Source organism: Mesorhizobium sp. M1066, assembly GCF_040318635.1.
Lineage (GTDB): Bacteria > Pseudomonadota > Alphaproteobacteria > Rhizobiales > Rhizobiaceae > Mesorhizobium.
In genome coordinates, this window is the sequence record NZ_JAMYMR010000014.1 from 47,683 (window position 1) to 72,668 (window position 24,986).

A 24,986-nucleotide genomic window follows, 5' to 3' on the forward strand; every position below is an offset into this window, starting at 1 on the left:
CTCTAATATATTGAGCGCGATGCTTCCCATTCCTAGAATAACCAGCGACAATAGCCGCCAGGTATCAACTGATCGAATTCAAATCCTTAATCGAGATCAACCGCGCGTGGCGTCACCTGAAAGTATGACGCCACAAATTCCTTCGAGGCGAGATCGGAGCAAAATGGGGGGCGTGTGGAGAGGCTGAGCAGCGAAATTCTCTGTTCGATCATCGGCGATATCTATGATTGCGTCCTGGACCCCGACGGTTGGGCGGGGGTGATGATCCGGATCACTGGGGCTGTCGACGCGGCCTATACGACCATCGCGCTTGCCAGCACCGCCGGCAACCATGGCCGCTTCGCGGCCCAATCGCCCTGGGATCCCGAGCAGATGCGCGTGCTCCAGGAGGATTATGATTTTGACATGATTCCCGGGCTGAAGGCTGCGGTCGTCGGCGACATCGACACCCCTGTCGCAACGCTGTCGCAGATGAGCGAAGCCGAGCTCCAGCAAACAGCATTTTTTCTGAATTGGGCCAAACCGCAGGGGCTGCGAGAAGGCTGCATCACCAAGTTCGTTCATACGCCGGACCGGATCGGGCTGATGGGTTGCACCACGCGGGCCACCAGGGAGGCCATATCAGCCGAAGATCAGCGTTTCCTGGCGTTGCTCTCGCCGCATCTGCGCCGTGCGTCGCTGATCGGAGACCTGCTCGATCAGAGCCGCGTCACCGCCAATCTCTACCGCCAGGCACTCGACCATCTGGCGGTGCCTGTTGTCCTGACCGGTGCCAATGGAGCGATCCTCCACGCCAACGGCGCCGCCGAAGGGATGTTTTCCGCGCAAGGCCCCATTCTTTCCAGGAACGGCGTGCTCCAGGTGCAAAATCCGGCGGTGGCCCGCGCCCTGCTGGAAGCGATCGCCAGCGCGGCGAGCGCGGATTTTCTGCTTGGCTCCCGCGGCATTGGCCTGCCCATTTCGGCCCCGGGCCAGCCGCCCGCCGTGGCATATGTGCTGCCGTTGAGCGAAGGAACGGCTCGCGCCGCTTTCCAGCCCGCATGCGCCGCTGTCTTCGTGTCGACGACGACGTCCTCTTCCCCACTCCCCGAGGCCGTTCTCACCACCTTGTTCGACCTTACGCCGGCGGAGGCGCGGGTCCTGCTGCGCATCGGCAGCGGATTGTCCGCCTCGAAGAGCGCATTGTCGCTTGGCATTGGCGAGAACACGCTGAAGACGCATCTCAACCGTATCTTCGCCAAAACTGGCACGAGACGCCAAGCCGATCTCGTCAAACTCGTCTCGGACATGGGCACGCCGCTCGCGGTTCAGGCTCAATAGGATAGAGCCCGCCGCTCGCCGCCGAACACCTCCCGAGCGCCCGTGGAGCGGGGACGGGTCGCGATCAGGCTCGATGCTGACCTGCCGAACACAGGCAGCCGATCGCCTGAGGCTGAATGGCCACACCGACCGAGAAAGCGTCGCAGTGCTCTCCAGGACAATTCGGGTGCGGCCCAGCCCAAGACGCGGCCGGCGGACAATGCAACACCGTATTTCTCGACAACAGCTGGATCTCCGCGGGCAACCTCGGCGGGGACCATGACAAATTGGGGCAGCAGACAACAATGAAAACTCTTCTTCTCGCAACGGCCTTCATTCTCGCGCCGCTCGGTATGGCGTGTGCGGCCGACATCAATGAGGCTTCGCCTGTTGCCTCCACCTATGACTGGTCAGGCCTCTATGCTGGCGTTCACTTCGGTTACGCAGCCGGAAAATCCAATCTGTTCATCGCCGGCGGCGGACTGGGCGGGGCCACCGATCTCAATGTCTCCACCGATCCGAACGGGTTTATCGGCGGCGTCCATATCGGCGCCAATTACCAGATGGAGAACAGCTTCGTGATCGGCGCCGAGGCCGACATTGTGTACAGCAATATAGATGGGCTGACGGCCCTCGACGCCGGCGGCGGCGGTGTCACCACCTTGCTCAAGAGCGAACTCAAATGGTCGGGGTCGGCGCGGCTGCGGGCCGGCTATGCTTTCGATCGGACCTTGCCCTACATCACTGCCGGCGTCGCCGCGGCCAAGTATGAGCTTATTGCGGTCAGCGCCGGTGGCCCTGCCGCCGAAGTAACGCTCCACAGCGACAGCCATGTCGGCTGGACCGTTGGCGCCGGCATCGAGCACGCCTTTACCGACAAGTGGATCGCGCGGGCCGAATATCGTTACTCGGATTTCGGCAGCCAGGACCTCTCGGTGGCCGCCGGCCTGCCTACCGAAACGCATGTCGATCTGCAGACGCAGGATATCCGGGTCGGGCTCAGCTACAAATTCTGACCTGTCGTCGCTGAACAAACCCCCGCGCTTTTTTCGCGCGGGGCGAGGCAATAGTTTCGGGATAGCAAACGATGAAAACCATCCTTCTCGCCACAGCCTTCATCCTCACGCCTGTCGGTATGGCGTCCGCAGCGGACACCAGCGAGGTCTTGCCTGTCGCAGCCACCTACGACTGGTCCGGCGGCTATATTGGCGCGCATGCCGGATATGCCTGGGGGAACGCAAGGGCAGGGCAAGTCTTTGCCCCGGACAGCTTCGACAATTACGGCTGGGGCTACAGTCCGTCCGGTGGTTTCGGCGGTCTTTATGGCGGCTACAACAAGCAGTTCGACGGTGGGCTGGTTCTCGGCATCGAGGGCGACTACAGCTTCGCAAGCGTGAAGGACACGACGCTCTATCGGGCGCTCGGCATCGATGACCCGGCCTTTGGCGGCGAGCTCAAGATGGAGTCAGTTGGCTCCGTGCGCCTGCGGGCCGGCTATGCGATGGATCGCTGGCTTCCCTTTGTCACCGGCGGCCTGGCTGTGGCAAGCTACAAGCACACCACCACCGATATTCCGGGCGGTCCCTATGCCGACGTGAAGGATACCGTAACGGGCTATACGCTGGGCGCCGGCGCCGAATACGCCGTCACCGACAATTGGGTGGTTCGCGGCGAGTACCGGTTCGCCGATTTCGGCCGCCACAACTCCCTGCGTCACGCGTTCGTCAACGGAGCTCCCCTCAATCCCGACGAGATTGAACTGACGACGCATGATGTCCCGGATCGGCGTCGCCTATAAGTTCTGATCGTTGGAACTGCCGAACTCCCCCAAGCCGGTTCCGAAGGGGGGCGGCAGCTTCGGTGTTGCTCTCTAGATCAGCTTCTCAAGCGTGATCGGCAAATCCCTTACTCTCTTTCCCGTCGCATGGAACACCGCGTTGGCAATCGCCGGCGCCACGCCGACAATGGCCAGTTCGCCGACGCCTTTGCCGCCGAGCACGGAGGAATGCGGGTCGGGGATGCCGACCGAGATCACCTCGATGTCGGGAATGTCGGCGTTGGTTGGCACGAGGTAATCGGCGAGGTTGTTGTTGACGACACGGCCGTGGCGGCGGTCGACGATGCCTTCTTCCAGCAGTGCCTGGCCGATGCCCATGATGATGCCGCTCTTCCATTGGCTTTCGGCAAGTTTCGGGTTGTAGAGCCGCCCCGAATCCAGCGCCGACACCACACGCGATACACGCACCGTGCCGAAATCCTCGTCGACGCGCACCTCGATGAAATGCGCGCACCAGGAGTGGCGGGAATAGTCGCCCTCGGTGTGCGGCACCGACATGGCGATGGTGGTGTAGTTCTTGTAGCGCTCCTCGGCGGTCGAGTTTTCCGGCATGGTGTCGCCGGTGGCTTCGATATGGTCGCGGCCGACGCTTATAAGTAGTTCGGCGATCGAGGCATCGGGGCCGTCGCCGCGCGGCGAGGCGATGCGGCCATTGGCGACGACCAAAGTGTTCGCCTGCAGCGCATGGAAGGGCGAGCGCGGGTCGCTGATCGCCAGCCCGACCAGTTGGTCCAGCGCCGAGGTCGCCGCCTTATGGACCGCGCCGGTCATCACACCGGCCAGCCGCGAACCGCCGGTGACGCCGGCCCGGGGGAAACGGGAGTCGCCGAGCTTCACCACCACGTCGTCGGCTCGCACGCCGACCGTTTCGGCGGCGGTCTGCGCCAGGATGGTGTAGGTCCCTTGACCCATGTCGATCGACGAGCTTTCGACCTCGACCGAGCCGTCGGCCAGGATGCGCACGATCGCCTCGCCATAGGCGCGCCGAACCGGATAGGTGCCGGCCGCGACTCCCCAGCCGATCAGCTGGTTGCCGTCGCGCATCGAGCGCGGTTCGGGCGAGCGCCTGGCCCAGCCGAAGCGCTCCGCGCCTGCGGCAAAAGCCTCGCGCAACTGTCTGGTCGACCAGGCTTTCTTGGCATGCGGATCCTGCTCGGCATAGTTCCGGAGCCGGATTTCCAGCGGGTCAATGCCGACCACGTAAGCGAGCTCGTCGATGGCGCTTTCGATGCCGAAGGCCGAGGGGTTTTCGCCCGGCGCGCGCATGGCGCCCGGCACCACCGAATTGACCCGCACGACATTCTGCTTCGAGGAGAAATTTGGCGTCGCATACATGATCGAGGTGACCGATCCCAGCGGCTCGACCCACATGCCGTCGATGGATGTTTCATTGACGCCGCGATGCACGATCGACTGGATTTTTCCTTGCGCGTCGGCGCCGATCGTCACCGTCTGCCGCGTTGCGGCACGGCCGCCATAGCCGGTGAAAGTCTGCGGCCGCGTCATCACCAGCCGCACCGGCCGGCCGAGCATCTTGGCCGCACATGCGGCCACCGCGCCATGGCTGAGCGCCAGCGCCTTGGAGCCGAAGCCGCCGCCAATATAGGGCGAGACCAGCCGCACATTCTCGAACGGCACGCCGAACCATTCGGCATAGGTGCGCGCCATACCGTCCAGCCATTGGCTTGGCTCCCACACGGTGAGCTTGTCGCTTTCCCAGCGCGCGATCAGGCCATGCGGCTCCATCGGCGCCTGGTATTCGCGCGGCGTGTTGTAGGCGGCGCAGATGCGGACCGGTGCCGAGGCGAACGCACCTTGCGCATCGCCCCATTCCTTGGTCATGGCGTCGATCGGGATGCCGTCGCCGGCCTTGGCATCGCTGAGGTCGACGATGGAAGATGTCTCGTCATAGCTGACCTTGACCAGGGCCGCCGCCGCGACCGCCCGCTCGAAGGTCTCGGCGACGACAGCGGCGACATGCTGGCCCGAAAAAGTGATGTCGCGCGCGAGCGGGCAATAGGGCTTGTCGGGCGGCGGCGTGCCGAACCAGTCCGCCGCGGTCCTCAGGCTGATGATGGTGTCCGGCGTCAACACCTGCAGCACGCCGGGCGCCGCCTCGGCGGCAGTTGTGTCGATCGAGCGCACCTTGCCAGATGCAATCGTGCTTTCGACCAGCACGGCGTAGGCGAGGCCTTGGAGTTGCTGCTCGACGGCGTATTTCGCCGCACCGGTGATCTTGGCCGGGCCGTCGACGCGCGACAGCCGGCCGCCGACGGCTTCGGCAAAAGCGCCGTCGGACGCATCGCCGTGTCTTCCGACGGGAACGGTCCTTGCGATGTGAACGGTCATGCCGTTTCTCCCAATTTGAGGATGGCGCGCGCGACGACGCGCGGCGCGAGCTCGATCTTGTAGTGGTTGGCGCCATGGTCGACGGCGCCTTCGACAGCGAGCAGGCTGGCGGACCGCACGGTTTCCGGCTCCAGCGCCTTGCCCTTCAGCGCGTCTTCCACGGTCCGCGCCCGCCATGGTTTCGTCGCGACACCGCCGAGTGCGACGCGCAGATCGCGGATGGTGCGCCCGTCAGCCTCGAATTCGATACCGACAGCCGCACTTGCGGCGGCAAACTCATAGGATTGCCGGTCGCGGATTTTCAGGTAGGTCGACCGCCGGGCAGCGGCCGAGCCGGGGATCTCGATGGCGGTGATCATCTCGCCCGGTTCCATCGCATGTTCCCTATCCGGCGTGGTGCCGGGCAGCAGGAAAAAGTCGTCGACCGGGATCTGGCGCTCGCCCACATGCACGATCGCGTCGAAGGCGACCAGCGCCACGGCGAGGTCGCCCGGATACATGGCGATGCAGGCCTCGCTGGTGCCGAGCACGGCATGGCCACGGGTAACGCCCCCGATCGCCGAACAGCCAGAGCCGGGCTCGCGCTTGTTGCAGGCGGAAAAATTCGCCGGGTCGCGGAAATAGGGGCAGCGCGTGCGCTGCATCAGATTGCCGCCGATGGTTGCCATGTTGCGGATCTGCGCGGAAGCCGCCTGCCACAGGGCTTCCGACACCGCAGGAAAGCGGCTCTTGATGTCGGCATGGTCGGCGACATGGCTCATCCTGGCCAGCGCGCCGATGGTGGCGCCGCGTTCGTCCACCTCGATGCTGTCCAATCCCTTGAGATGAGCGATGTCGACCAGTGTCTCGGGCTCGGCGACGCCGCATTTGGCGAGATCGATCAGCGTGGTGCCGCCGGCCAAGAGCATGGCGCCGGGCAGGGCGGCCGCCTGGCGTGCCGCATCGACCGAGCTGGCGCGAAAATAGGAAAAGTCCCTCATGATGCGACCTCCAAGGCGGCTTGGCGAATGGCGGCGACGATGTGCGGATAGGCGCCGCAGCGGCAGAGATTGCCGGCCATGTATTCGCGGATCTCGTCGTCGGAGCCGGCATGGCCTTCCCGGATGCAAGCGACCGCCGACATGATCTGGCCCGGCGTGCAATAGCCGCACTGGAAGGCGTCCTGTTCAAGGAAGGCAGCCTGCACGGGATGCATTTCGCCCTCCCGTGCAAGCCCCTCTATGGTGGTGACGGTGCGGCCTTCGGCCTGGGCGGCCAGCGTCAGGCAAGCCAGTACACGCTCGCCGTCGATATGCACCGTGCAGGCGCCGCACTGGCCGTGGTCGCAGCCCTTCTTGGTGCCGGTCAGGCCGAGCCGGTCGCGCAAGGCGTCGAGCAGCGTCACACGCGGCTCGATGTCGAGCCCGTGAAGGTGGCCGTTGATGTCGAGATGGACGGGGATCGTTGTTTTCGTCATGGGCATCTGGCTCCAGTTGCTTGACGCGAAGTCGTTGATCTTATGTTGGGCCGGCGAGGACCTAACGCCCGCTGTCCGGCCCTTCGCTGTCGCTCCGGACCCTTCGGGCGTTCAGCCCTTAAAAGGTCCGCTGGACCTTTTGATCCGCCCGAAAGCGGACCGGGCTTTCACCGTTCGTCGTTCGGGAAGCCGAGCAATTGGCTTCCCGTCCGCTAGGCGGACCACTCCTCACCCCAGCAGGTCCTCGATGCGGATCGGAAAGCGCCGGGGCCGCACGCCGGTTGCATGCCAGACTGCATTGGCGACGGCGCCGGCCGTGCCGGTGATGCCGATTTCGCCAACGCCCTTGATGCCGAGCGCGTTGACATGAGGGTCGTCCTCGTGGACCAGCAGCGCCTCGACCGACGAAACGTCGGCATTCACCGGGACATGATATTCGGCGAGGTTGGCATTCTGGATCCGGCCCGAGCGCCGGTCGGTGATGGCTTCCTCATGCAGCGCGAACGAGACGCCCCAGATCATGCCGCCATAATACTGGCTGCGCACCAGCCTGGGATTGATGATCCTTCCAGCGGCGAACGCGCCGACAAGTCTTGTGACGCGGATCTGGCCGAAATCCGGATCGACCTTCACCTCGGCAAACACGGCGCCATGCGCGTGCTTGGCATAGGCCTCCTGGGACGCCGGGTCGGGAGCGCCCTTGCCATGGCCCTCGATCTCGGTGAGGCCCGCGCGCGTGAGGATCTCGGCATAGCTTTCACCGCGGCTTTCATCGTCGCGCCGATAGAGGTGGCCACCGCGCGCCAGCACGCCTTCATTGCCGGCGCCGAACAGCGGCGAGGCCTCGTTGCCGGTGGCGAGATCGGCGAGCCTGGCGATGACGGCGGCGCCCGCATTGTGGATCGCCATGCCGGCCGTCGCCGTGTGGCCGGAGCCGCCGGCAATGCCTGCATTGGGCAGATCGGAACTGCCGGCCCTGAAATCGACTTGGTCGATATCCAGTCCCAGCCCGTCGGCGGCGATCTGGGCAAAGGCGGTCCAGGCGCCTTGCCCCATGTCCTGCGCGCCGGTCTCCATCAGGCCGCTGCCATCGCTTCTCAGCACGGCGCGGGCCTCGGCCTGGAACATCAGGGCCGGAAACGTCGCCGTGCCCATGCCCCAGCCGGTCAGGAAACCGTCCGCGTCGCGCATCAGCCGGGGCTGAAGCGGGCGGCTCGCCCAGCCGAACGTCTCGGCCGCTTGCCTGTAGCACTCGCGCAGCGCCTTGGAGGAAAACGGCTTGCCGGTCATCGGCTCGACCTCGGCATAGTTCCGCAGCCGGAACTCCAGTGGGTCCATGCCGCAGGCGTGTGCCGCCTCATCGATGGCGCTTTCGAGCGCGATCGAGCCGGTGGCTTCGCCGGGCGCCCGCATGAACAGCGGCGTACCGGTGTCCAACCGCACCGCATCGTGCGAGGTGGCGATGGCCGGGCTGGCATAGAGCGTGTGCGAGGCATCCGCCGCCGGTTCGAAGAAATCGTCGAACGTGCTCGACGCAGTCTTGGCGTGATGGTCGAGTGCCGTCAGCCGCCCTTCGCCATCCATGCCCATGCGCAGCGTCTGGCGCGTCGGCGCACGGTGGCCGACCGGGCCGTACATCTGCTCACGCCGCAGCACCAGCTTGACCGGACGGCCGACGAGGCGCGCCGCCAGGATGCCGAGCACCTGCGGCCCGGAGATCATGCCTTTCGAGCCAAAGCCGCCACCCAGGAACGGGCTCCGGATGTGGACGTTTTCCGGCGCGATGCCGAACAGGCCGGCGATGCGGCCCTGCGCCATGGCAAGGCCCTGACTCGGCGTGTCGATCGACAGTGTGTCGCCATCCCAGGCGACGACGATCGCATGCGGCTCCATGGCGTTGTGGTACTGGGCCGGCGTCTCGTAGGTGGCCTCTATCCGCGTCTTTGCGGATTTGAGGCCGGCCTCGACATCGCCCTTGTGCTGCACCGCCGGACCGCCGACGCCGACACCGCGCGGCACGAAGCTTTCAGCGCCGTCGAGGCCAACGCGCGCCGGCAGCACTTCATAACGCGGCGACAGCAGCGCCGCCCCCTCGGTCGCCGCCTCCAGCGTCTCGGCGATCACCACGGCGATGCTCTGGTTGGGGTAGCGGACCTGATCGTTTTGCAGCAGGTCGAGCCGGAACATGAAGGGATGGTCCTTGGCATCCGGATCGGCGGCGAGCGCCGGCCGGTTCTTGGGCGTCATCACCTCGACCACGCCCTGGTGCGCCTTGGCCGCCTCGATATCCAGCGCGGCAACGCGGCCGCGCGCGATGCTAGAGACAGCGAGCACGGCGTAAAGCATGCCGGGCGGATGGTTGTCGGCGGCATAGCGCGCGGCTCCGGTGACTTTCAGAAAGCCGTCGCGACGGGTCAGCGGCTGGCCGATGCTGGAGCCCTGCCGGGCATGGGCGGGTTGCTGGTTGAGGCTGAGTTCAAGCGTCATGGCGCGCTCCGGGAATGTTTGAGAACGGGGAGGCAGGAAGGGCTGGCAGCCGCTCGGGCGTTCCCGCCTGGGCAGACATCAGCGCCCTGACCACGATGCGTCGGGCAAGCTCGATCTTGAACGCATTGTCGCCGGATGGGCTGGCATCGGCCAGGGCGGCCTCCGCGGCGCTGGCGAAGGTCACCTCGTTGGCGTCGGCGCCAAGCAGGACGGCTTCCGCCGTTCGTGCCCGCCACGGCTTGGCCGCGACGCCGCCCAGCGCCAGCCTTGCGGCGCGGATCTTGCCGCCATCCACGACGAGCGCTGCCGCGGCCGATACGACGGCAAAAGCATAAGAGGTGCGTTCGCGGACTTTCAGGTAGCGGGCATTGGCGGAGAAGGAGGCCGCCTCCGCCGGCAGACGCACCGCCACGATCAGGTCGCCGGGCTCCAGCGCATTCTCCCGCTGCGGCGTTTCGCCGGGAAGCCGGTGGAATTCCTCCAGCGTCACATGGCGCCGGCCCTTCTTGCCTTCGATCTCGACCACGGCGTCGAGCGCCACCAGCGGCACGCAGAAGTCCGACGGGTGGGTGGCGATGCAGGCGTCGCTCCAGCCGAGCACGGCGTGCAGGCGGTTCTCGCCTTCCAGCGCGTCGCAGCCGGCGCCTGGCTCGCGCCTGTTGCAGGCGCTGGCGGTGTCGTAGAAATAGCTGCAGCGCGTGCGCTGCAACAGATTGCCGCCGACGGTCGCGGCGTTGCGAAGCTGAGCCGAAGCGCCCGACAGCAGCGCCTCGGCCACCGCCGGATAGGATTTGGCGAACGCCGTGTCATGGGCGAGATCGGCATTGCGCACCAGCGCGCCGATGCGCAGGCCGCCATCGTCCAGGCGTTCGATGCGGTTAAGCTCCGGCAACCGGGAAATGTCGACGATACGCTCGGGACTGGTGATGCCGCCTTTCATCAGGTCGAGCAGATTGGTGCCGCCGGCGAGATAGGCCGAACCCGGCTCGGCTGCCGCGGCGATGGCGTCGGGGATGGTGGCGGGCCTGATGTAATCGAAATCTCTCATGCCGCGGTCCTCCGGTCGGCTTTGACAAGCTGTTGCTGGGCTTCCAGGACGGCCTCGACGATGCCGCCATAGGCCGCGCAGCGGCATATGTTGCCGCTCAGCCCCTCGCGGATGCGTTCGGGATCGTCGCCGGCCTGTCCCTCGGCGATCAGGCCGAGCGTGCTCATGATCTGGCCGGGCGTGCAGAACCCGCACTGGAAGCCGTCATGGGCGATGAAGGCGGCCTGCACAGGATGCAGTTCCTCGCCGTGGGCGACGCCTTCGATGGTCAAGACTTGGGCGCCGTCATGGCTGACCGCCAGCGCCAGGCACGAGTTGATGCGCTTGCCGTCGACCAGCACCGTGCAGGCGCCGCACTGGCCGCGATCGCAGCCCTTCTTGGTGCCCGTGAGATCGAGCCGCTCGCGAAGCAGGTCGAGCAGGGTTACGCGTGGATCGACCTCCAGTTCGTGTTTGTGTCCGTTGATGGTGAGGGTGATGGGAAGGCTGGTCATGGGCGTCTGGCTCCAGTTGCTTGACGCGGATGGGATTGAACTGGTGCCTTGCCGCGGAAGGGCAAGGTAACCGTTCGGTCAGGTCTTGATCGCGAAAGCGGAGACGGCAGCGGATCTCCCGCGAGGCAGGCGGGCAGGGGAGATGTCGGCTTGCGTGTTCGAAAGACGTGACATACCGGTTCCCCTGATTATATGATAAAGGTGCTCCACTAAAACGGAGGCGCCTCCGTTTATTACGTGGTGGCTGACCCGGCCGGGTTCAAGCCCCATGACACGATGTGGAGAAAAAAATTGGCCAGCGAGCCGTCCGCCATTGCTGAACAGAAGGCCGAGGCCGTAGACGCAAAGCCGCTGCGCGCCGATGCGCGGCGCAATCGCGACCGGCTGGTCGAGGTGGCGGTGTCCGTCTTTGCCGAGCGCGGCATCGATGGCTCGCTGGAGGAGATCGCGCGCCGCGCTGGCGTCGGCATCGGCACGCTCTACCGGCATTTCCCGACGCGCGAGCATCTGGTCGAGGTGGTCTATCGCCGCGAGGTGGAGGCGCTGTGCGCGGCCGCCGGCGAGCTTGCCCAAAAACATCCGTCCGATGTCGCGCTGGAACAGTGGATGCAGCGCTTCGTCGACTACATCGCCACCAAGCGCGGCCTGGCGACCAGCCTGCGCATTGTGCTCACCACCAATTCGACGCTGTTTTCCGACACGTTCGGCCGGGTGTCGCAAGCCTTGCGACAGCTGGTCGAGGCGGCGGTGGCCGACGGCACCATCCGCGGCGACGTCGACGCTTCCGACGTGCTGCACGCGCTGAGCGGCATCTATTCAGCGCCCGACACCCCCGAATGGCGCGACCGCTCGCGCCGGCTGGTCAAGCTGTTGATGGACGGGTTGCGGTTCGGGGCTGCAAAGGCACAATGAAGCGACGAGATTCCGGCGGTGCAAAACCACACCTGTCGATAAGTTGAGGGGACCCGATGTATGTAGGCCGTTCCTACAAAATAGTGGATTTCGCGCTCTGGTCGCGGCGCAGCGTCATCTACATGGTGGTGGTGAGCGGACTGGCTGTGGCGGCCTACCGTTTTCCGGGCATCGCCGGGTTCTCGGTGCCATGGTCGGTGGTGCTGGTGCTTGGCACCACTGTATCGCTCGTTGCCGGGTTCAAGAATTCGCAGGTGTTCACCCGCAGCAGCGACGCGCTGCAGGCTTTTACGCAAATTACGGCCAGCAGCCGGTTGTGGTCCAATTTCTGCAGGGATTTCCTCGACGCGCCGACGGCCAGACAGCTCATCTATCGCCACATCGCCTGGATGACGGCATTGCGTTTTTCTCTGCGCCGGCCGATGCCATGGGAATCCATGGCGCGGGCCGCCAATATCGAATACCGGCGGCGCTACCGTATCCACGAGGATGCGAGCTCGGTCGCCGACGAGCTGCGTCCACTGCTCGCCGAACAGGCCGAGGACGTCCTGAAATCGCCCCAGCCGGCGATAGCCCTGCTCGAACTGCAATCTGTCCAGGTCAATGCGCTGTTCAAGGACACAAAGCTCCCTCCTCAGATCTATGGCGAACTGACCAAGCTGATCCGCGACTTCCATGACCAGCAGGCGCGCTGCGATCGCATCAAGAACAATCCCTATCCCAGGCAATACGCCATCGTCAGTTCGATGTTCGTGATGATCTTCTGCACGCTGCTGCCATTCGGGGTCGTTCCCGTCTTTGCCGATATGGGCAAACTGGGTGGCGCGCTCGGGTCGATCGCAATCTGGCTGACGATCCCGTTCAGCACGCTGCTGGGCTGGGCTTACATGTCCCTCGACCAGGTCGGCGAAAGCAGCGCCAACCCATTCGAGGGCAACGCCAACGACGTTCCGATCTCGCAGATATGCCGCGACATCGAGATCGAGTTGCGCAGCGGGCTCGGTGAGGCCGACCTTCCCAAGCCCCTGCTGCCGGTCAACGACATCGCGACCTAGGCAGAATCACGACGAAGGCACGGACCCGACGATCCCCTTCATCGTGCTGCTGGTGGAGAGTGCTCAAACTTCAAGGCAGACCTTGCCGAAATGCTTTTGGGATTCGTAGTGCGCGAAGGCGGTGGCGATGTCCTGCAGCGGAAAATGGCGGTCTATGACGGGCTTCAGCCTGATAGCCTCTATCGCCCGGATCATATCCTCCTGGTCGGCCCGGCTGCCGATGGAAATGCCGCTGATGCGGATCTGGTTGGAAAACAGGGCGGGGATAGACACTTCCGCCGCAAAGCCGGTCAGGACGCCGACCAGCGCGATATGCGCGCCCGTGCTGCAGGCCGCAATGGACTGCGCCAGCGTGGCGGGTCCGCCGACCTCGATCACGTGATCGACGCCGCGCCCGCCCGTCAGATCCCTGGCCTTGCGACCCCAGTCCGGGACGGACTTGTAGTTGATGACGGCGTCGGCTCCGAGGCGCTTGAGCCGCTCCAGCTTCTGCTCGTCGGATGAGGTGGCGATGACCCGGGCGCCGGCGGCTTTGGCGAATTGCAGCGCGAATAGCGATACACTGCCCGAACCGAGGACCAGCACCGCGTCGCCCGGCCTCACCTTGCCGCACACAACCAGGCCGCGCCACGCAGTAACGCCGGTGCAGGTGAGCGACGCCGCCTCGACATGCGTATAGCCTGCCGGTGCCCTGGTGAAAGCGTGCGCCGGCATGCAGACATACTCGCTGGCGAAGCCGTCGAAACTGTCTCCCGGAATATCGCGCCGGGTCGAGGGCGTCATGTCGCCGCCCAGCCACCAGGGATAGAAGACGCTGACGACGCTGTCTCCGGGCTTGAGTGCATCGACACCGTCGCCGAGGGCAATCACCTCGCCGGCGCCGTCGGAGACCGGAACACGGCCGTCGGCGAGAGGCATCTTGCCTTGCACGGCAAAGTCGTCGCGCATGTTCAACGCGCAGGCCCGGATCCTGACCAGCACCTCGCCCGGCCCTGGCTGGGGCGGATCTTCCTCGACCAGGTCGAGATTGCCCAAGCCGCCCGGCGCTCTCAGCCTGACCAGTCTCATTGTCTTCTCCGATGTGCGGGGTGTTTGGAATTGGAACGGCGCGCTGCGCCTAGCGGATCTGCCTGCCGGAAATGACCCGCAGCCAGGGCGCCAGATGGAAGGCGCTCATCAGGAGATACATCGCGGCCATACCCGTGAGGGGCGAGGCGTCGGTGCCCATGCACTGCATGGCCGCATCGCCGCTGAAGATGCAGGTGAGCAGCGCCATCACGGCGAAGGTCGGTGCCGCGGCAAGGCAAAGCCAGTCGGCCAGCCCGAGGGTGGTCGCTTCCGGGATCGTGCTGCCGGCACCTGTGTGAATATCGCTCATGGTCTTGATCCCTGATGATTATGCCAGCCAGGACTGGTTCCTCTCCTCACGGAGCGGGAGAGGAACCCAGGCTGGACAACCGTTACTGCTCGCCCTTGTCGCGGAATGCAGCCTCGCCGGCAGCAGACACTTCTTCCCATTTCTTGTCGGCCCCGGCGTCGTAATTGTCGTGCCAATTCCACCAGGAGTAGAGCGGGGTCTGCGGATAGCCTTCGGGCGAATCCTCCCAGATTTCCTGGCGGCCGAGCGGCGTCGCGTCGAGATAACTCCAGACGGTGCCCATCGCCTCGTCGCCGCGGCTGTTGATCAAGTAGGTGCGGAAGATGCGGTCGCCGTCATGGATGAAGACGTTGTGGCCGTGCCATTCGTCGACGCCGAAGTCCTTGTCGAAACTGTCGGTGATTGTGTACCAGGGCATCTCCCAGCCCATCCGCTGCTTCAGTCGCGCAATGTCGGCCTGCGGGGCACGTGAAGCGTAGGCAAGCGTGGTGTCGCGGGCATTGAGATGGGCGAGGTGGCCGACCTGGTCGGCGCCAAGGGAACAGCCGCGGCACGCGTGATCTGGCCAGCCATGCACGCCGGGCTCGAAAAAGGCGCGGTAGACGATCAGCTGGCGGCGGCCTTCGAACAGATCGAGCAGGCTCGCCTTGCCGTTCGGCCCCTCGAACAGATAGGTCTTGTCCACTTCCATCCACGGCATGCGCCGGCGCTCGGCGGCCAATGCGTCCTTGGCGCGCAGCGTTGCCTTTTCCTTCACCAGCATCTGTTCGCGGGCGGCTTCCCAGTCCTGCCGCGAAACGATCGGCGGGGTCTTCATTGCGATGTGCTTGGTCATTGGTCGTCTCCTTTGCCAGTCTGTTGTCGCGCTGTTGCGACGTGTGGTTGCTTGCCGTGAGCTAGAATAGGGCGGTCAATCGCGGGGGTGGGAGTTACAAGTGTGACGGGATTTAGAAGAGCCGGCCCGCCGCAGCAGGGGTGGCGCATCCGCTCAGTGCCCCCGACAGTGTCGTTCATCGCGTGGTTCTCCCTTGTTGTGCCGCTGCCGATACGGCTTGCTGGTTGGCGGCCATGACTTAAGTTAGGGCGCTGAGCGCTGGGGGTGGGAGTTACAAGTGTGACGGGATTTGAATGGACTCGCTGATCACCGCGGCTGGACTGGCGCTGGCGGCAGGTGATCCGCTTGGCGCGCTGGACCGCGTTGCCTTGCGTGAGGATGCGCCGGCGCTGGCGCTGCGCGGCATTGCGATGGCGCAGCTCGGCGATCTTGATCGCGCCAAGGCGCTGCTGCGGCGTGCCGCGCGTGGCTTCGGCCCGAAAGAAGCGGTGGCGCGCGCCAGATGCGTCGTCGCCGAGGCCGAGATCGCGCTGGTTTCGCGTGACCTCGGCTGGCCCGCCAAGGCTTTGGATGCGGCGCGGGCGACGCTGGAAAAGCATGGCGACCGGCTGAACGCCGCGCATGCCGGCCACCTCAAGGTGAGGCGTCTGCTGCTCATCGGCCGTCTCGATGAGGCTGAAGATGTGCTGGCCGGGCTCGATCCGATGCCGCTTCCGCCGGCCTCGAGGGCCGCGCACGAGCTCGCCGTTGCCGGCATCGCGATGCGGCGCCTCAAGACGAAGCCGGCGCGCAGGGCGTTGGAGTGGGCACGCCACGCCGCCCGCCGGGCCGGCATTCCGGGCCTGATGGCAGAGGTCGACAGCGCTTTCCTGGCGCTGGACACGCCGGCGGCGCGGCTGATCGCGGCTGGCAATCAGCGCCCGTTGCTGCTTGAGGACGTCGAGGTGTTGCAGGCGTCGCCGGCGCTGCTGGTCGATAGCTTTCGCTACGTCGTGCGCCAACAGGAGAAAACGGTCTCGCTGGCAACGCGCCCGGTGCTGTTTGCGCTGGCCCGTACGCTCGCCGAAGCGTGGCCAGGCGATGTGTCGAGGGCGAGGCTGATCGCTGAAGCCTTCGGCGGCAGGCACGCCGATGAATCGCATAGGGCGCGGCTGCGGGTCGAGATCGGCCGGCTGCGCGCCGAATTGCGCGGGCTGGCCGACATCGGCGCGACCAGCCAGGGCTTCGCGCTGGCGCCGCGCCACGCACGCGAGGTGGTGGTGCTGGCGCGGCCGATCGAGGAGCGGCACGCGGCGGTGCTGGCCTTCCTTGCCGATGGTGAATCCTGGGCGAGTTCGGCGCTGGCACTGGCGCTCGGTACCGGCCAGCGCAGCGTGCAGCGGGCGCTGGAGCAGCTTGGCGAGGCCGGCAAGGTGCAGTTTTTCGGTCACGGTCGGGCGCGCCGCTGGATGACGCCGCCGGTGGCCGGATTCACGACCACCTTGTTACTCCCGGCGCCATTGCCGAGTGGTTAGTAATGGACATCAGACCATCTCAGTGAGGATAAGGACATGAAACATTCAGAAGCCGAAATCCTGCGCGAATACGGACCCTTTGCCGATGTGGAGAGGGTGCATGGGGTGAGCTTTGACGGCAACAACGTCTGGTTTGCCTCGGGCGAGAAGCTGAACGCCTTCGATCCGGAAAGCGGGCAGGCGCTGCGCTCGATCGATGTCGCGGCACATGCCGGCACCGCTTATGACGGCCAGCATTTCTTCCAGCTTGCCAATGACCGCATCCAGAAGATCGACCCAGATACCGGCCAGGTGCTGGCGACCATTCCGGCGCCAGGCGGCGGCGGCGATTCCGGGCTGACCTGGGCCGAAGGGACGCTGTGGGTGGGGCAATACCGCGAACGCAAGATCCATCAGATCGACCCGGAGACGGGGGCGATCCTGCGCACCATCGAATCCAACCGTTTCGTCACCGGGGTGACATGGGTCGAGGGCGAGCTATGGCACGCCACCTGGGAAGGCGAGCAGAGCGACCTGCGCCGCGTCGACCCGCGATCAGGCAAGGTTCTCGAGAAGCTCGACATGCCGGCCGGCATGGGCGTGTCGGGGCTGGAATCCGATGGCGGCGACCGCCTCTATTGCGGCAGCACATCCGCCGGGGTGGTGAGGGCGGTGCGCCGGCCGCGATGAGATTGCGGCTGACGCCGAGATCACGGCTGCAGGCGCACTTCACACGGCAATTTGTCCGCTGTCGGGTGGTCGTCGCACCCTGTCGGACCTAGATAGGCTGTGCACCGGGCAGAACGCCCGGACCCGCTTTGCAAAGGATCCCCCATGCCCGAACAGATTGCATTGAACGACGGCTCCGCCATTCCCCAACTCGGCCTTGGCGTGTGGCAGGTCGACCAGGATATTACCGCCGAGGTGGTGGGTTGGGGCATCGAGGCCGGCTATCGCCTGATCGACACCGCCGAAGGCTACCAGAACGAGGAAGGGGTCGGAAAGGCGATCCGCAGCGCCGGCGTGTCGCGGGCTGAGCTGTTCATCACCTCGAAACTGCGCAACGGCGCACACCAGCGCGATGCGGCGCTACGCGCCTTCGATGACACCATGGCCAAGCTCGGCATTGAGCAGATCGACCTGTTCCTGATTCACTGGCCTGTGCCCAGCCAAGACAAATATGTCGAGGCCTGGAAGACGCTGGTCGAACTCCGGCAGGCCGGCCGCATCAAGTCGATCGGCGTTTCGAATTTCAACCCGGACCATCTGGAGCGGATCATCGCGGAAACCGGCGTGACGCCCGTCGTCAACCAGATCGAGCTGCATCCCCAGTTCCAGCAACGCGGTGTCAGGGACTTTCACACCAAGCACGACATCCGTATCGAAAGCTGGAGCCCGTTGGGCAGCGGCCGGCTGCTCGGCGATCCGACCATTGCAGGCATCGCCAAAAAACATGGCAAGTCCGTCGCCCAGGCGATCATCCGCTGGCATCTCCAGGAGGGGCTGATCGTCATTCCAAAGTCGATCCGCAGGGATCGCATCGCCGCCAATTTCGATGTCTTCGATTTCGAACTGGATGCGCAGGACCTGCAGACGATCCGCGGCATGGATTCGCCCGAAGGCCGCAACGGGCCCAACCCCGCCACGGCCGCGTTCCTGTTCTGAGAGGAGCAGGTTAGAGACGCCAACCGTGGAGTTGCCAATCTCCGGCCTCTCCGCGCTCTTAAATCCCGGACCCATCCAGCTGCTGGGCGTCTTCGCCTTCCCACGGCGCCGGCATCGACGCGCGGCTGAGGTTGGCCGTCGGCAGCGGCATCCAGCACTTCAGTTCCGGGTCAGCGTATTCGATAACGCGCCCCGGCGAGGAGTCCGACGCGCGCCAGCCTTCCGAGGCGAACTGGTCGGCACGCGACCAATAGGCAAGGTCGACTTCCGCCGGCCCCTGTTCGGACGGACGCACAGTGACCAGGATGCGGCTGCCATCCTTCGGCGCCGTCGACATGTGGCGCCACCGTTCGGGCTCGTCCATCGCTTTTCTCCTCGTACTCCTAGCGTTGGGTGGAGTGTCGCCTCGTGGTCCGAAGGGGTCAACCCAAAGTTTGCGCCAGGCATCGGCTGATGACCCTCCAGGCGGTGCCTGCACAGTTGTGCGCAACACGCCGCAGGCGGTCATGCACGCTCGACGGGCTGTGATCGGGTTGATAAGCCCGTCTGCGAAAGGAGCGCCTGAGTCGAGATGACCGTTGCGATCGAGATGGGACAGACGACCGCAGGCGCCCCGGCGAAGCTGGATCTTGAGGAACTGCTCGCGACGCGCCTTTTGGTGCAGGGCAATTCAGGCTCCGGCAAGTCGCATCTGCTGCGGCGCCTGCTGGAGCAGAGCGCGCCCTGGGTACAGCAGACCATCATCGATCCCGAGGGCGACTTCGTCTCGCTGGGCGATCGTTACGGCCATCTGGTGATCGATGCCGAGCAGCATACCGAGCGCGGCCTGCAGGCGGCTGGCGAGCGGGCGCGCATGCATCGCGTCTCCACCGTGCTCAATCTCGAAGGGCTCGACGCCGAGAACCAGATGCGGCGTGCCGCCGCCTTCCTCGGCGGGCTGTTCGAGGTCGCCCGTGACCACTGGTACCCGATGCTTGTGGTGGTGGATGAGGCGCAGCTGTTCGCGCCGGCGGTGGCCGGAGAGGTGTCGGACGAAGCGCGAAAGCTCTCGCTCGGCGCCATGACCAATTTGATGTGTCGTGGCCGCAAGCGCGGGCTGGCCGGCATCATTGCCACCCAGCGGCTGGCCAAGCTCGCCAAGAACGTCGCAGCCGAGGCGTCCAATTTTCTCATGGGCCGCACCTTCCTCGATATCGACATGGCGCGTGCCGCCGATCTTCTGGGGATGGAGAGACGCCAGGCGGAAGCGTTCCGCGATCTGGAACGCGGGCAGTTCATGGCGCTCGGTCCGGCGCTGTCGCGCCGTCCGCTCGGGCTGCGCATCGGCCCGACCGACACCAGCCCGCGCAACGGTACGCCGCGGCTCATGGCAATGCCGGAATCCGCGCTGGAAGACGCACGCGCGATCATCCTGGCGGCGCCGCCGCCCGAGACGGTGCGCACGCCGCGCCGCCCGGCGTCGCCGGACCTGCTCGACCAGCTGATGGCGGCCAAATCGGCGGCACTGGAAATGCGCCCCGAGCCGGCGGAGCCGCAAATCAGCGCCGAGGATCTGGCCGAGCGTCGTGAGCGCGTCGACCGTGTGCTGCGCGCCATCCTGGCGCAGCCCGATGCGGGTTTTCGCGTGATCGGGGTGCTCTATCAGGAATTCGTGGTCCGCTGCCGCATAGAAGGCCTCGCGTCGGTTGTGCCGGACCTGCCGGAGTTCCGCCGCATGCTGACCCGCGCCCGGGCCGGCCTTGGTTCCGAGACGACGCAGGATGACGCGTGGCGGGACGTTTCCGTCCGCGCGTCGCTGCTGCCCGACGACATGCAGGGCGTGTTCATGATGATCGCCCGTGCGGCGAAAGAGGGCTGGCCGTGCCCGAGCGATGCCGCGATCGCCCGCGCCTACGGCTCGCACTCGCTGCGCCGCGCCCGGCGCCTCTTGACCTATATCGAGGAGCAGGGGCTCATCGTCTGCCAACTCGACGGGACAGGTCGGCGCACCGTGACGCTGGTCGAATTGGCCTGGGCCACGGCACCGGGAGATCCGAATGCCGAGGAGGTGGAGCAGGGGAGCCTGGCGCTGTGAGGCGGCGCGGGTGCTTTGAGCGAATGGGGCGATAGGCTTTTTCAGTCACAGTCATCGCGACAACTTCTGACGGCAACGGTGAAAGCGCCGACGCCGAAATGCGTCATGCAGGGCGCATGCGTTTCGATGGCGCTCACCGGTTCGCCCCGATCACCCACTGTTCCTGGTCGACGAGCGTGCCGGTCATCGGCCCGGCAGCATCCGAAAGCAGGAAGACGGCGAGGTTGGCGATGTCGCTCGTCGAGAACAGGCGGCCGAAGGGTTGCGAGGCGTTGGCGGCATCGAGCCAGCCCGGCCCGTTGCCCAGCGTGTCGGCCTGCATGGCGCGTTCGGCCGGCGTGTCGGTCCAGCCGACATTGATGCCGTTGACGCGGATGCGATCGAAGCGATGGGCGTTGGCGGCGTTTTTGGTCAGCGTGGCCAACGCGCCCTTGCTGGCGGAATAGACGGCGAGTTCCGGCGAGCCGCAATGGGCGTTGATCGACAGGATGTTGACGATGGCGCCGCCTTGGCCACGCTTCTTCATGTCGGCGATGGCCGCCTGCATGAGGAAGAACGGTGCCCGCGCGTTGACCGCCAACAGCGAGGCCCAGCCGTCGAGATCGGCGTCGAGGAACGAGGCCCGGTCGGTCAGCCCTGCGGCGTTGACCAGCGCATCGATGCGGCCGAAGCGCTCGATGCAGGCTTGCGCCAAAAGGGCAGGGGCGGCCGGGTCGGCGAGGTCGGTGGCGACGAAGAGTGTTGGTGTGCCAAGCTGCGAAAGCTCCGCCGCCACCGCATCGCCGCGGGCCTTATCACGCCCGGTGACGAGCAGGCCGCCGGCGCCGCAGCGAGCCAGCGTCTCGGCGATGGCGCGGCCAATGCCTTGCGTCGAGCCGGTGACCAGCGCCACCTTGCCGTTGAGCTGAAGCTCCATTCCTCTTCCCCGCATCGCATCTGGTTTCAGGCTAGCGCGGCACGATCGTTTTACAACATGGAAATTGGAAATTTTGGAGGGGAGGCTGTTGGCTGTCGCGCTGCGTGGGGCCGGCGAGAGCCTGCCCTAACGCCGCCGCTCCAGGCGAAGCAGGAGCGGCGGCCGTCGCAAAGACCCTAATGGACCGTGATGATGCCCTCGACGGCCCGCCATTCCGAAGGCTGGATAAGCCGGTGATGAGCAACGCGGACCGAGTGCAGCGGGCCGTCGAGCTCGCGCTCCCAATATTGGAGAAAGCCCTTGAGCTCGGGAAAGGCCGGAGCGAGATCATAGTCCTGCCAGACATAGAGCTGAAGCAGGCTCGGATGATCGGGCAGGTGATAGTGGATTTCGGCCGTCGTCAGGCCATAACCTTCCATTTGCAGGCGGAATTCGCTGCTGACCGTATCGACCATGTCTTTCTCCTTCTACTCCGTTCAGGCATCCGCCTGAACTCGCCCGATGCCAGGCCGGTCTGCCGGTCCCTCTTCAAACAAACTCCGCGAGAAGGTCAGGGGTTCCGAGAATAGTCGCGCCATAACAGTGCCTTGGCCTTTTTTCTGCTCGATAGGAAAATTTTTTGGCGGGGCTCTTGAAACCGAAAAACGGCAAAACTAGCTCGATATGCGCCCGCGATGCCTGACGAAGGGTCGCGGCGTTCCGCATCGGTCCGATATTGCCGGTTCGGTGCGGAGGAGCCTCAAAAACCTGTTTGTCCACGAGGAGAACGACATGGCGTTCCGTCCATTGCATGACCGTATTCTGGTCCGCCGCCTTGAAGCCGAGGAGAAGACCTCCGGCGGCATCATCATCCCCGATACCGCAAAGGAAAAACCGCAGGAAGGCGAAGTGCTCGCCGTCGGTCCCGGCGCGCGCGACGACAGCGGCAAGCTTGTCGAACTTGATGTCAAGGTCGGCGACCGCATCCTGTTCGGCAAATGGTCCGGCACCGAAATCAAACTCGACGGCGAGGACCTGCTCATCATGAAGGAAAGCGACGTGATGGGTGTCATCGATAAGATCGTCGAAGTGAAGAAGGCCGCCTGACGGCTTCTTCGTATCCAACCAGTCAACGAATGCTGCCTAGATAGAGGAGTGATCCAATGGCTGCCAAAGAAGTGAAATTCCATACCGAAGCGCGCGAGAAGATGCTGCGCGGCGTCGACATCCTTGCCAATGCGGTGAAGGTGACGCTCGGTCCCAAGGGGCGCAATGTCGTCATCGACAAGTCGTTCGGCGCGCCGCGCATCACCAAGGATGGCGTTACCGTCGCCAAGGAGATCGAACTGGAGGACAAGTTCGAGAATATGGGCGCCCAGATGGTGCGCGAGGTGGCCTCCAAGACAAACGACCTTGCCGGCGACGGCACGACGACCGCAACCGTGCTTGCACAGGCGATCGTCAGGGAAGGGGCCAAGGCGGTTGCCTCGGGCATGAACCCGATGGATTTGAAGCGCGGCATCGACAAGGCGGTCGACGCGGTGGTCGCCGAGCTGAAGACCAATGCCCGCAAGGTCACCCGAAACGACGAGATCGCACAGGTCGGCACAATCTCCGCCAATGGCGATGCCGAGATCGGCCGTTTCCTCGCCGAGGCGATGGAGAAGGTCGGCAATGAAGGCGTCATTACGGTGGAAGAGGCCAAGACCGCCGAGACCGAACTGGAAGTCGTGGAAGGTATGCAGTTCGACCGTGGCTATCTCTCGCCCTATTTCGTCACCAACCAGGACAAGATGCGCGTCGAACTCGACGAGCCTTATGTGCTGATCCACGAGAAGAAGCTCTCCAATCTGCAAGCGATGCTGCCCGTGCTCGAAGCCGTGGTACAGTCGGGCAAGCCGCTCCTAATTATCGCCGAGGATGTGGAAGGCGAGGCGCTTGCCACGCTGGTCGTCAACAAGCTGCGGGGCGGCCTCAAGGTCGCGGCTGTCAAGGCGCCAGGCTTCGGCGACCGCCGCAAGGCCATGCTGGAAGACATCGCCATTCTCACCGGCGGCACCGCGATCTCGGAAGATCTCGGCATCAAGCTGGACAATGTGACGCTGCAGATGCTGGGCCGCGCCAAGAAGGTGGTGATCGAGAAGGAAAACACCACCATCGTCGACGGTGTCGGCCGCAAGGAAGAGATCCAGGGCCGTGTCGCACAGATCAAGGCGCAGATCGAGGAGACCACCTCCGACTACGACCGCGAAAAGCTGCAGGAGCGGCTCGCCAAGCTCGCCGGCGGCGTTGCGGTGATCCGGGTCGGCGGCTCGACCGAGGTCGAGGTCAAGGAGCGCAAGGACCGCGTCGACGATGCGCTGCATGCGACCCGCGCGGCTGTCGAGGAAGGCGTGCTGCCCGGCGGCGGCGTCGCGTTGCTGCGGGCAGCCAAGGCGCTCGATACCGTGCAGACCGACAATGCCGACCAGAAGACTGGTGTCGACATCGTACGCCGTGCCATTGAAACGCCGGTCCGGCAGATCGCCGAGAATGCCGGCGCCGAAGGCTCGATCATCGTCGGCAAACTGCGCGAGAAAACCGAATTCGGCTGGGGCTGGAACGCCCAGACCAACGAATTCGGCGATCTCTACGGCCAGGGCGTGATCGACCCGGCAAAGGTGGTGCGCACCGCTCTCCAGGACGCAGCATCGGTCGCCGGCCTGCTGGTGACCACCGAGGCGATGGTGGCCGAGAAGCCGAAGAAGGAAGCCGCCGTCCCGGCAATGCCCGCCGGCGCCGGCATGGACTTTTGAGGTCGCGGCCAATCCGCCCGCTCCCCTGGCGGGGAGCGGGCGTCAGTCGAAGAGAAAGTGGAGGTAAAGATGGATGCAATGGCTGGCCTCGGATCTGTACCGGCTCCCACGCACCAAGCGAAGGAATTCCTGGCCTATGAAACAGAATGCAGGAACGTGCTGAAGCCGCTTCTGGCAGGGCTGCTCGACATGGCTGAGGCCGCCGGCTGGAACCGGCGGACCGCAGCGTCGGCGCTGATGTTCCTCGCCGCGCAGCAAGTGTCGGCAACATCCGAGGTATCCGCCGGCAGCGGCTGAACGGAAATCGGCCAGTCCATTCACCTATCCGCGGCGGGCCGTGCTGCCCGGTGTTCGGTCCGCTGCAGGCCCTGAACAATCGAGAGGAGGCACAAGCCATGAATCGCGGGCAATTTGAGGAACCGGTCACCCTTCTGGTCGGAATGGGTTTTCCGAGGAAGATCGACAGCGTGATGGAAGCCTATGCACTGCTGCAGGACTGGCCGAGCGCCGGCCGCAACGGCGCCCATGCCGTCGCACTCAACGCTTGCAAGGCGGGCATCGTCGGCGAGATCGATCCGGAGACGGTGCGAGCCACGCTGGTCAGTTTCGCGCGCCGCCACGACATACTGGTGCCTGATATGGTTACGCCGCTCGCGACGGCGGCCGGTGGTGCTGTGCACGAGGTGAACTGACGGATGCGGCGCTTCAACAGCGCCTGCAGACCATGTTCTTGAGATAAGCCAGGCGAACACGGAGACGCCGGAATTCCTTCCCGGGCGGGCGGCATCGTCGTCGGTCAATTGAGCGAACGTGTCAGCAAGACTGACCTGTTCTGCCCGAATAACGCCTCTGAGCGCCGCCTCCCGGTTAAAAAAGTATCATCCATTGTCTTGAATCGTGGTGGCGCCTGTTGC

The 24,986-nt window shown here is 65.0% G+C and carries 25 protein-coding genes; 13 read left to right on the plus strand and 12 right to left on the minus strand.

Annotated features, from left to right (window positions below; genetic code table 11):
• The first annotated feature begins 174 nt into the window (after positions 1–174).
• The 3 genes from NKH52_RS18835 (at position 175) to NKH52_RS18845 (ending at position 3,097) form a co-directional block, all read left to right on the plus strand.
• Positions 175–1,320, plus strand: coding sequence for a helix-turn-helix transcriptional regulator (locus NKH52_RS18835; RefSeq protein WP_352732359.1), 1,146 nt, complete (start codon positions 175–177; stop codon positions 1,318–1,320).
• Between the two features lie 284 nt (positions 1,321–1,604).
• Positions 1,605–2,315 carry an outer membrane protein gene (locus tag NKH52_RS18840; RefSeq protein ID WP_352732356.1) on the plus strand — a complete coding sequence of 237 codons (711 nt, stop codon included), beginning with the start codon at positions 1,605–1,607 and terminating at the stop codon, positions 2,313–2,315.
• 71 nt (positions 2,316–2,386) lie between these two features.
• Positions 2,387–3,097, plus strand: coding sequence for an outer membrane protein (locus tag NKH52_RS18845; RefSeq protein ID WP_352732353.1), 711 nt, complete (start codon positions 2,387–2,389; stop codon positions 3,095–3,097).
• Positions 3,098–3,169: 72 nt separating this feature from the next.
• Here NKH52_RS18845 and NKH52_RS18850 read toward each other — a convergent pair whose 3' ends face one another.
• From NKH52_RS18850 to NKH52_RS18875, 6 genes are all read right to left on the minus strand, one after another.
• The gene (locus NKH52_RS18850) at positions 3,170–5,485 is read right to left on the minus strand and encodes a xanthine dehydrogenase family protein molybdopterin-binding subunit (protein WP_352732350.1); all 2,316 of its coding nucleotides are present in this window, start codon (positions 5,483–5,485) and stop codon (positions 3,170–3,172) included.
• A complete protein-coding gene (locus NKH52_RS18855; protein WP_352732348.1) occupies positions 5,482–6,465 on the minus strand; it encodes an FAD binding domain-containing protein in 984 nt (327 codons plus the stop codon). The genes NKH52_RS18850 and NKH52_RS18855 overlap by 4 nt, the downstream gene beginning before the upstream one ends.
• Positions 6,462–6,941 (minus strand): (2Fe-2S)-binding protein, encoded by a 480-nt coding sequence (locus NKH52_RS18860; protein ID WP_352732345.1) that lies wholly within the window; start codon positions 6,939–6,941, stop codon positions 6,462–6,464. The genes NKH52_RS18855 and NKH52_RS18860 overlap by 4 nt, the downstream gene beginning before the upstream one ends.
• A 228-nt stretch (positions 6,942–7,169) precedes the next feature.
• Entirely contained in the window at positions 7,170–9,428 is a 2,259-nt protein-coding gene (locus tag NKH52_RS18865) for a xanthine dehydrogenase family protein molybdopterin-binding subunit (protein WP_352732342.1), read from the minus strand.
• A complete protein-coding gene (locus NKH52_RS18870; RefSeq protein ID WP_352732340.1) occupies positions 9,418–10,476 on the minus strand; it encodes an FAD binding domain-containing protein in 1,059 nt (352 codons plus the stop codon). The genes NKH52_RS18865 and NKH52_RS18870 overlap by 11 nt, the downstream gene beginning before the upstream one ends.
• Entirely contained in the window at positions 10,473–10,970 is a 498-nt protein-coding gene (locus NKH52_RS18875) for a (2Fe-2S)-binding protein (protein WP_023814339.1), read from the minus strand. Before NKH52_RS18875 ends, NKH52_RS18870 begins: the two co-directional genes overlap by 4 nt.
• A gap of 291 nt (positions 10,971–11,261) precedes the next feature.
• Here NKH52_RS18875 and NKH52_RS18880 point away from each other — a divergent pair, with 291 nt between their 5' ends.
• A complete protein-coding gene (locus NKH52_RS18880; RefSeq protein ID WP_127297081.1) occupies positions 11,262–11,882 on the plus strand; it encodes a TetR/AcrR family transcriptional regulator in 621 nt (206 codons plus the stop codon).
• Between the two features lie 56 nt (positions 11,883–11,938).
• On the plus strand, positions 11,939–12,937 hold the full coding sequence (locus NKH52_RS18885) for a bestrophin family protein (protein ID WP_352674179.1): 999 nt from the start codon (positions 11,939–11,941) through the stop codon (positions 12,935–12,937).
• Between the two features lie 63 nt (positions 12,938–13,000).
• On the opposite strand, the gene NKH52_RS18890 is transcribed toward NKH52_RS18885, so the two are convergent.
• The 3 genes from NKH52_RS18890 to NKH52_RS18900 all read right to left on the minus strand — a co-directional run bounded on the left by NKH52_RS18890 (position 13,001) and on the right by NKH52_RS18900 (position 15,150).
• Positions 13,001–14,005 carry a zinc-dependent alcohol dehydrogenase family protein gene (locus NKH52_RS18890; RefSeq protein WP_352732337.1) on the minus strand — a complete coding sequence of 335 codons (1,005 nt, stop codon included), beginning with the start codon at positions 14,003–14,005 and terminating at the stop codon, positions 13,001–13,003.
• Between the two features lie 49 nt (positions 14,006–14,054).
• Positions 14,055–14,315, minus strand: a complete 261-nt coding sequence (locus NKH52_RS18895) for a hypothetical protein (protein ID WP_352732334.1) — start codon at positions 14,313–14,315, stop codon at positions 14,055–14,057.
• A gap of 82 nt (positions 14,316–14,397) precedes the next feature.
• Entirely contained in the window at positions 14,398–15,150 is a 753-nt protein-coding gene (locus NKH52_RS18900; protein WP_352732331.1) for a DUF899 domain-containing protein, read from the minus strand.
• Between the two features lie 293 nt (positions 15,151–15,443).
• Between NKH52_RS18900 and NKH52_RS18905 the strand changes: the two genes are divergently transcribed.
• The 3 genes from NKH52_RS18905 (at position 15,444) to NKH52_RS18915 (ending at position 18,308) form a co-directional block, all read left to right on the plus strand.
• Positions 15,444–16,664 carry a helix-turn-helix domain-containing protein gene (locus NKH52_RS18905; RefSeq protein ID WP_352732328.1) on the plus strand — a complete coding sequence of 407 codons (1,221 nt, stop codon included), beginning with the start codon at positions 15,444–15,446 and terminating at the stop codon, positions 16,662–16,664.
• Between the two features lie 36 nt (positions 16,665–16,700).
• Positions 16,701–17,333 (plus strand): Vgb family protein, encoded by a 633-nt coding sequence (locus NKH52_RS18910; protein WP_352732325.1) that lies wholly within the window; start codon positions 16,701–16,703, stop codon positions 17,331–17,333.
• Positions 17,334–17,477: 144 nt separating this feature from the next.
• Entirely contained in the window at positions 17,478–18,308 is an 831-nt protein-coding gene (locus tag NKH52_RS18915) for an aldo/keto reductase (RefSeq protein ID WP_352732322.1), read from the plus strand.
• 58 nt (positions 18,309–18,366) lie between these two features.
• Here NKH52_RS18915 and NKH52_RS18920 read toward each other — a convergent pair whose 3' ends face one another.
• Positions 18,367–18,672: a hypothetical protein gene (locus NKH52_RS18920; protein WP_013530714.1), complete on the minus strand. Its 306-nt coding sequence runs from the start codon at positions 18,670–18,672 to the stop codon at positions 18,367–18,369.
• Positions 18,673–18,879: 207 nt separating this feature from the next.
• Here NKH52_RS18920 and NKH52_RS18925 point away from each other — a divergent pair, with 207 nt between their 5' ends.
• The gene (locus tag NKH52_RS18925) at positions 18,880–20,382 is read left to right on the plus strand and encodes a helicase HerA domain-containing protein (protein WP_127297074.1); all 1,503 of its coding nucleotides are present in this window, start codon (positions 18,880–18,882) and stop codon (positions 20,380–20,382) included.
• Positions 20,383–20,515: 133 nt separating this feature from the next.
• Here NKH52_RS18925 and NKH52_RS18930 read toward each other — a convergent pair whose 3' ends face one another.
• Together NKH52_RS18930 and NKH52_RS18935 are read right to left on the minus strand one after the other, a co-directional pair.
• Positions 20,516–21,298, minus strand: coding sequence for an SDR family oxidoreductase (locus tag NKH52_RS18930; protein WP_352732319.1), 783 nt, complete (start codon positions 21,296–21,298; stop codon positions 20,516–20,518).
• Positions 21,299–21,474: 176 nt separating this feature from the next.
• Complete coding sequence (locus NKH52_RS18935) at positions 21,475–21,753, minus strand: usg protein (RefSeq protein WP_031214047.1); 279 nt, start codon at positions 21,751–21,753, stop codon at positions 21,475–21,477.
• Between the two features lie 316 nt (positions 21,754–22,069).
• Between NKH52_RS18935 and groES the strand changes: the two genes are divergently transcribed.
• From groES to NKH52_RS18955, 4 genes are all read left to right on the plus strand, one after another.
• Complete coding sequence (gene groES / locus NKH52_RS18940) at positions 22,070–22,384, plus strand: co-chaperone GroES (protein WP_127297072.1); 315 nt, start codon at positions 22,070–22,072, stop codon at positions 22,382–22,384.
• A gap of 56 nt (positions 22,385–22,440) precedes the next feature.
• Positions 22,441–24,072, plus strand: a complete 1,632-nt coding sequence (gene groL, locus NKH52_RS18945; RefSeq protein WP_352732316.1) for a chaperonin GroEL — start codon at positions 22,441–22,443, stop codon at positions 24,070–24,072.
• 69 nt (positions 24,073–24,141) lie between these two features.
• The gene (locus NKH52_RS18950) at positions 24,142–24,369 is read left to right on the plus strand and encodes a hypothetical protein (protein ID WP_013530720.1); all 228 of its coding nucleotides are present in this window, start codon (positions 24,142–24,144) and stop codon (positions 24,367–24,369) included.
• Between the two features lie 98 nt (positions 24,370–24,467).
• Complete coding sequence (locus NKH52_RS18955) at positions 24,468–24,764, plus strand: DUF982 domain-containing protein (protein WP_352732312.1); 297 nt, start codon at positions 24,468–24,470, stop codon at positions 24,762–24,764.
• Positions 24,765–24,986: the final 222 nt, after the last annotated feature.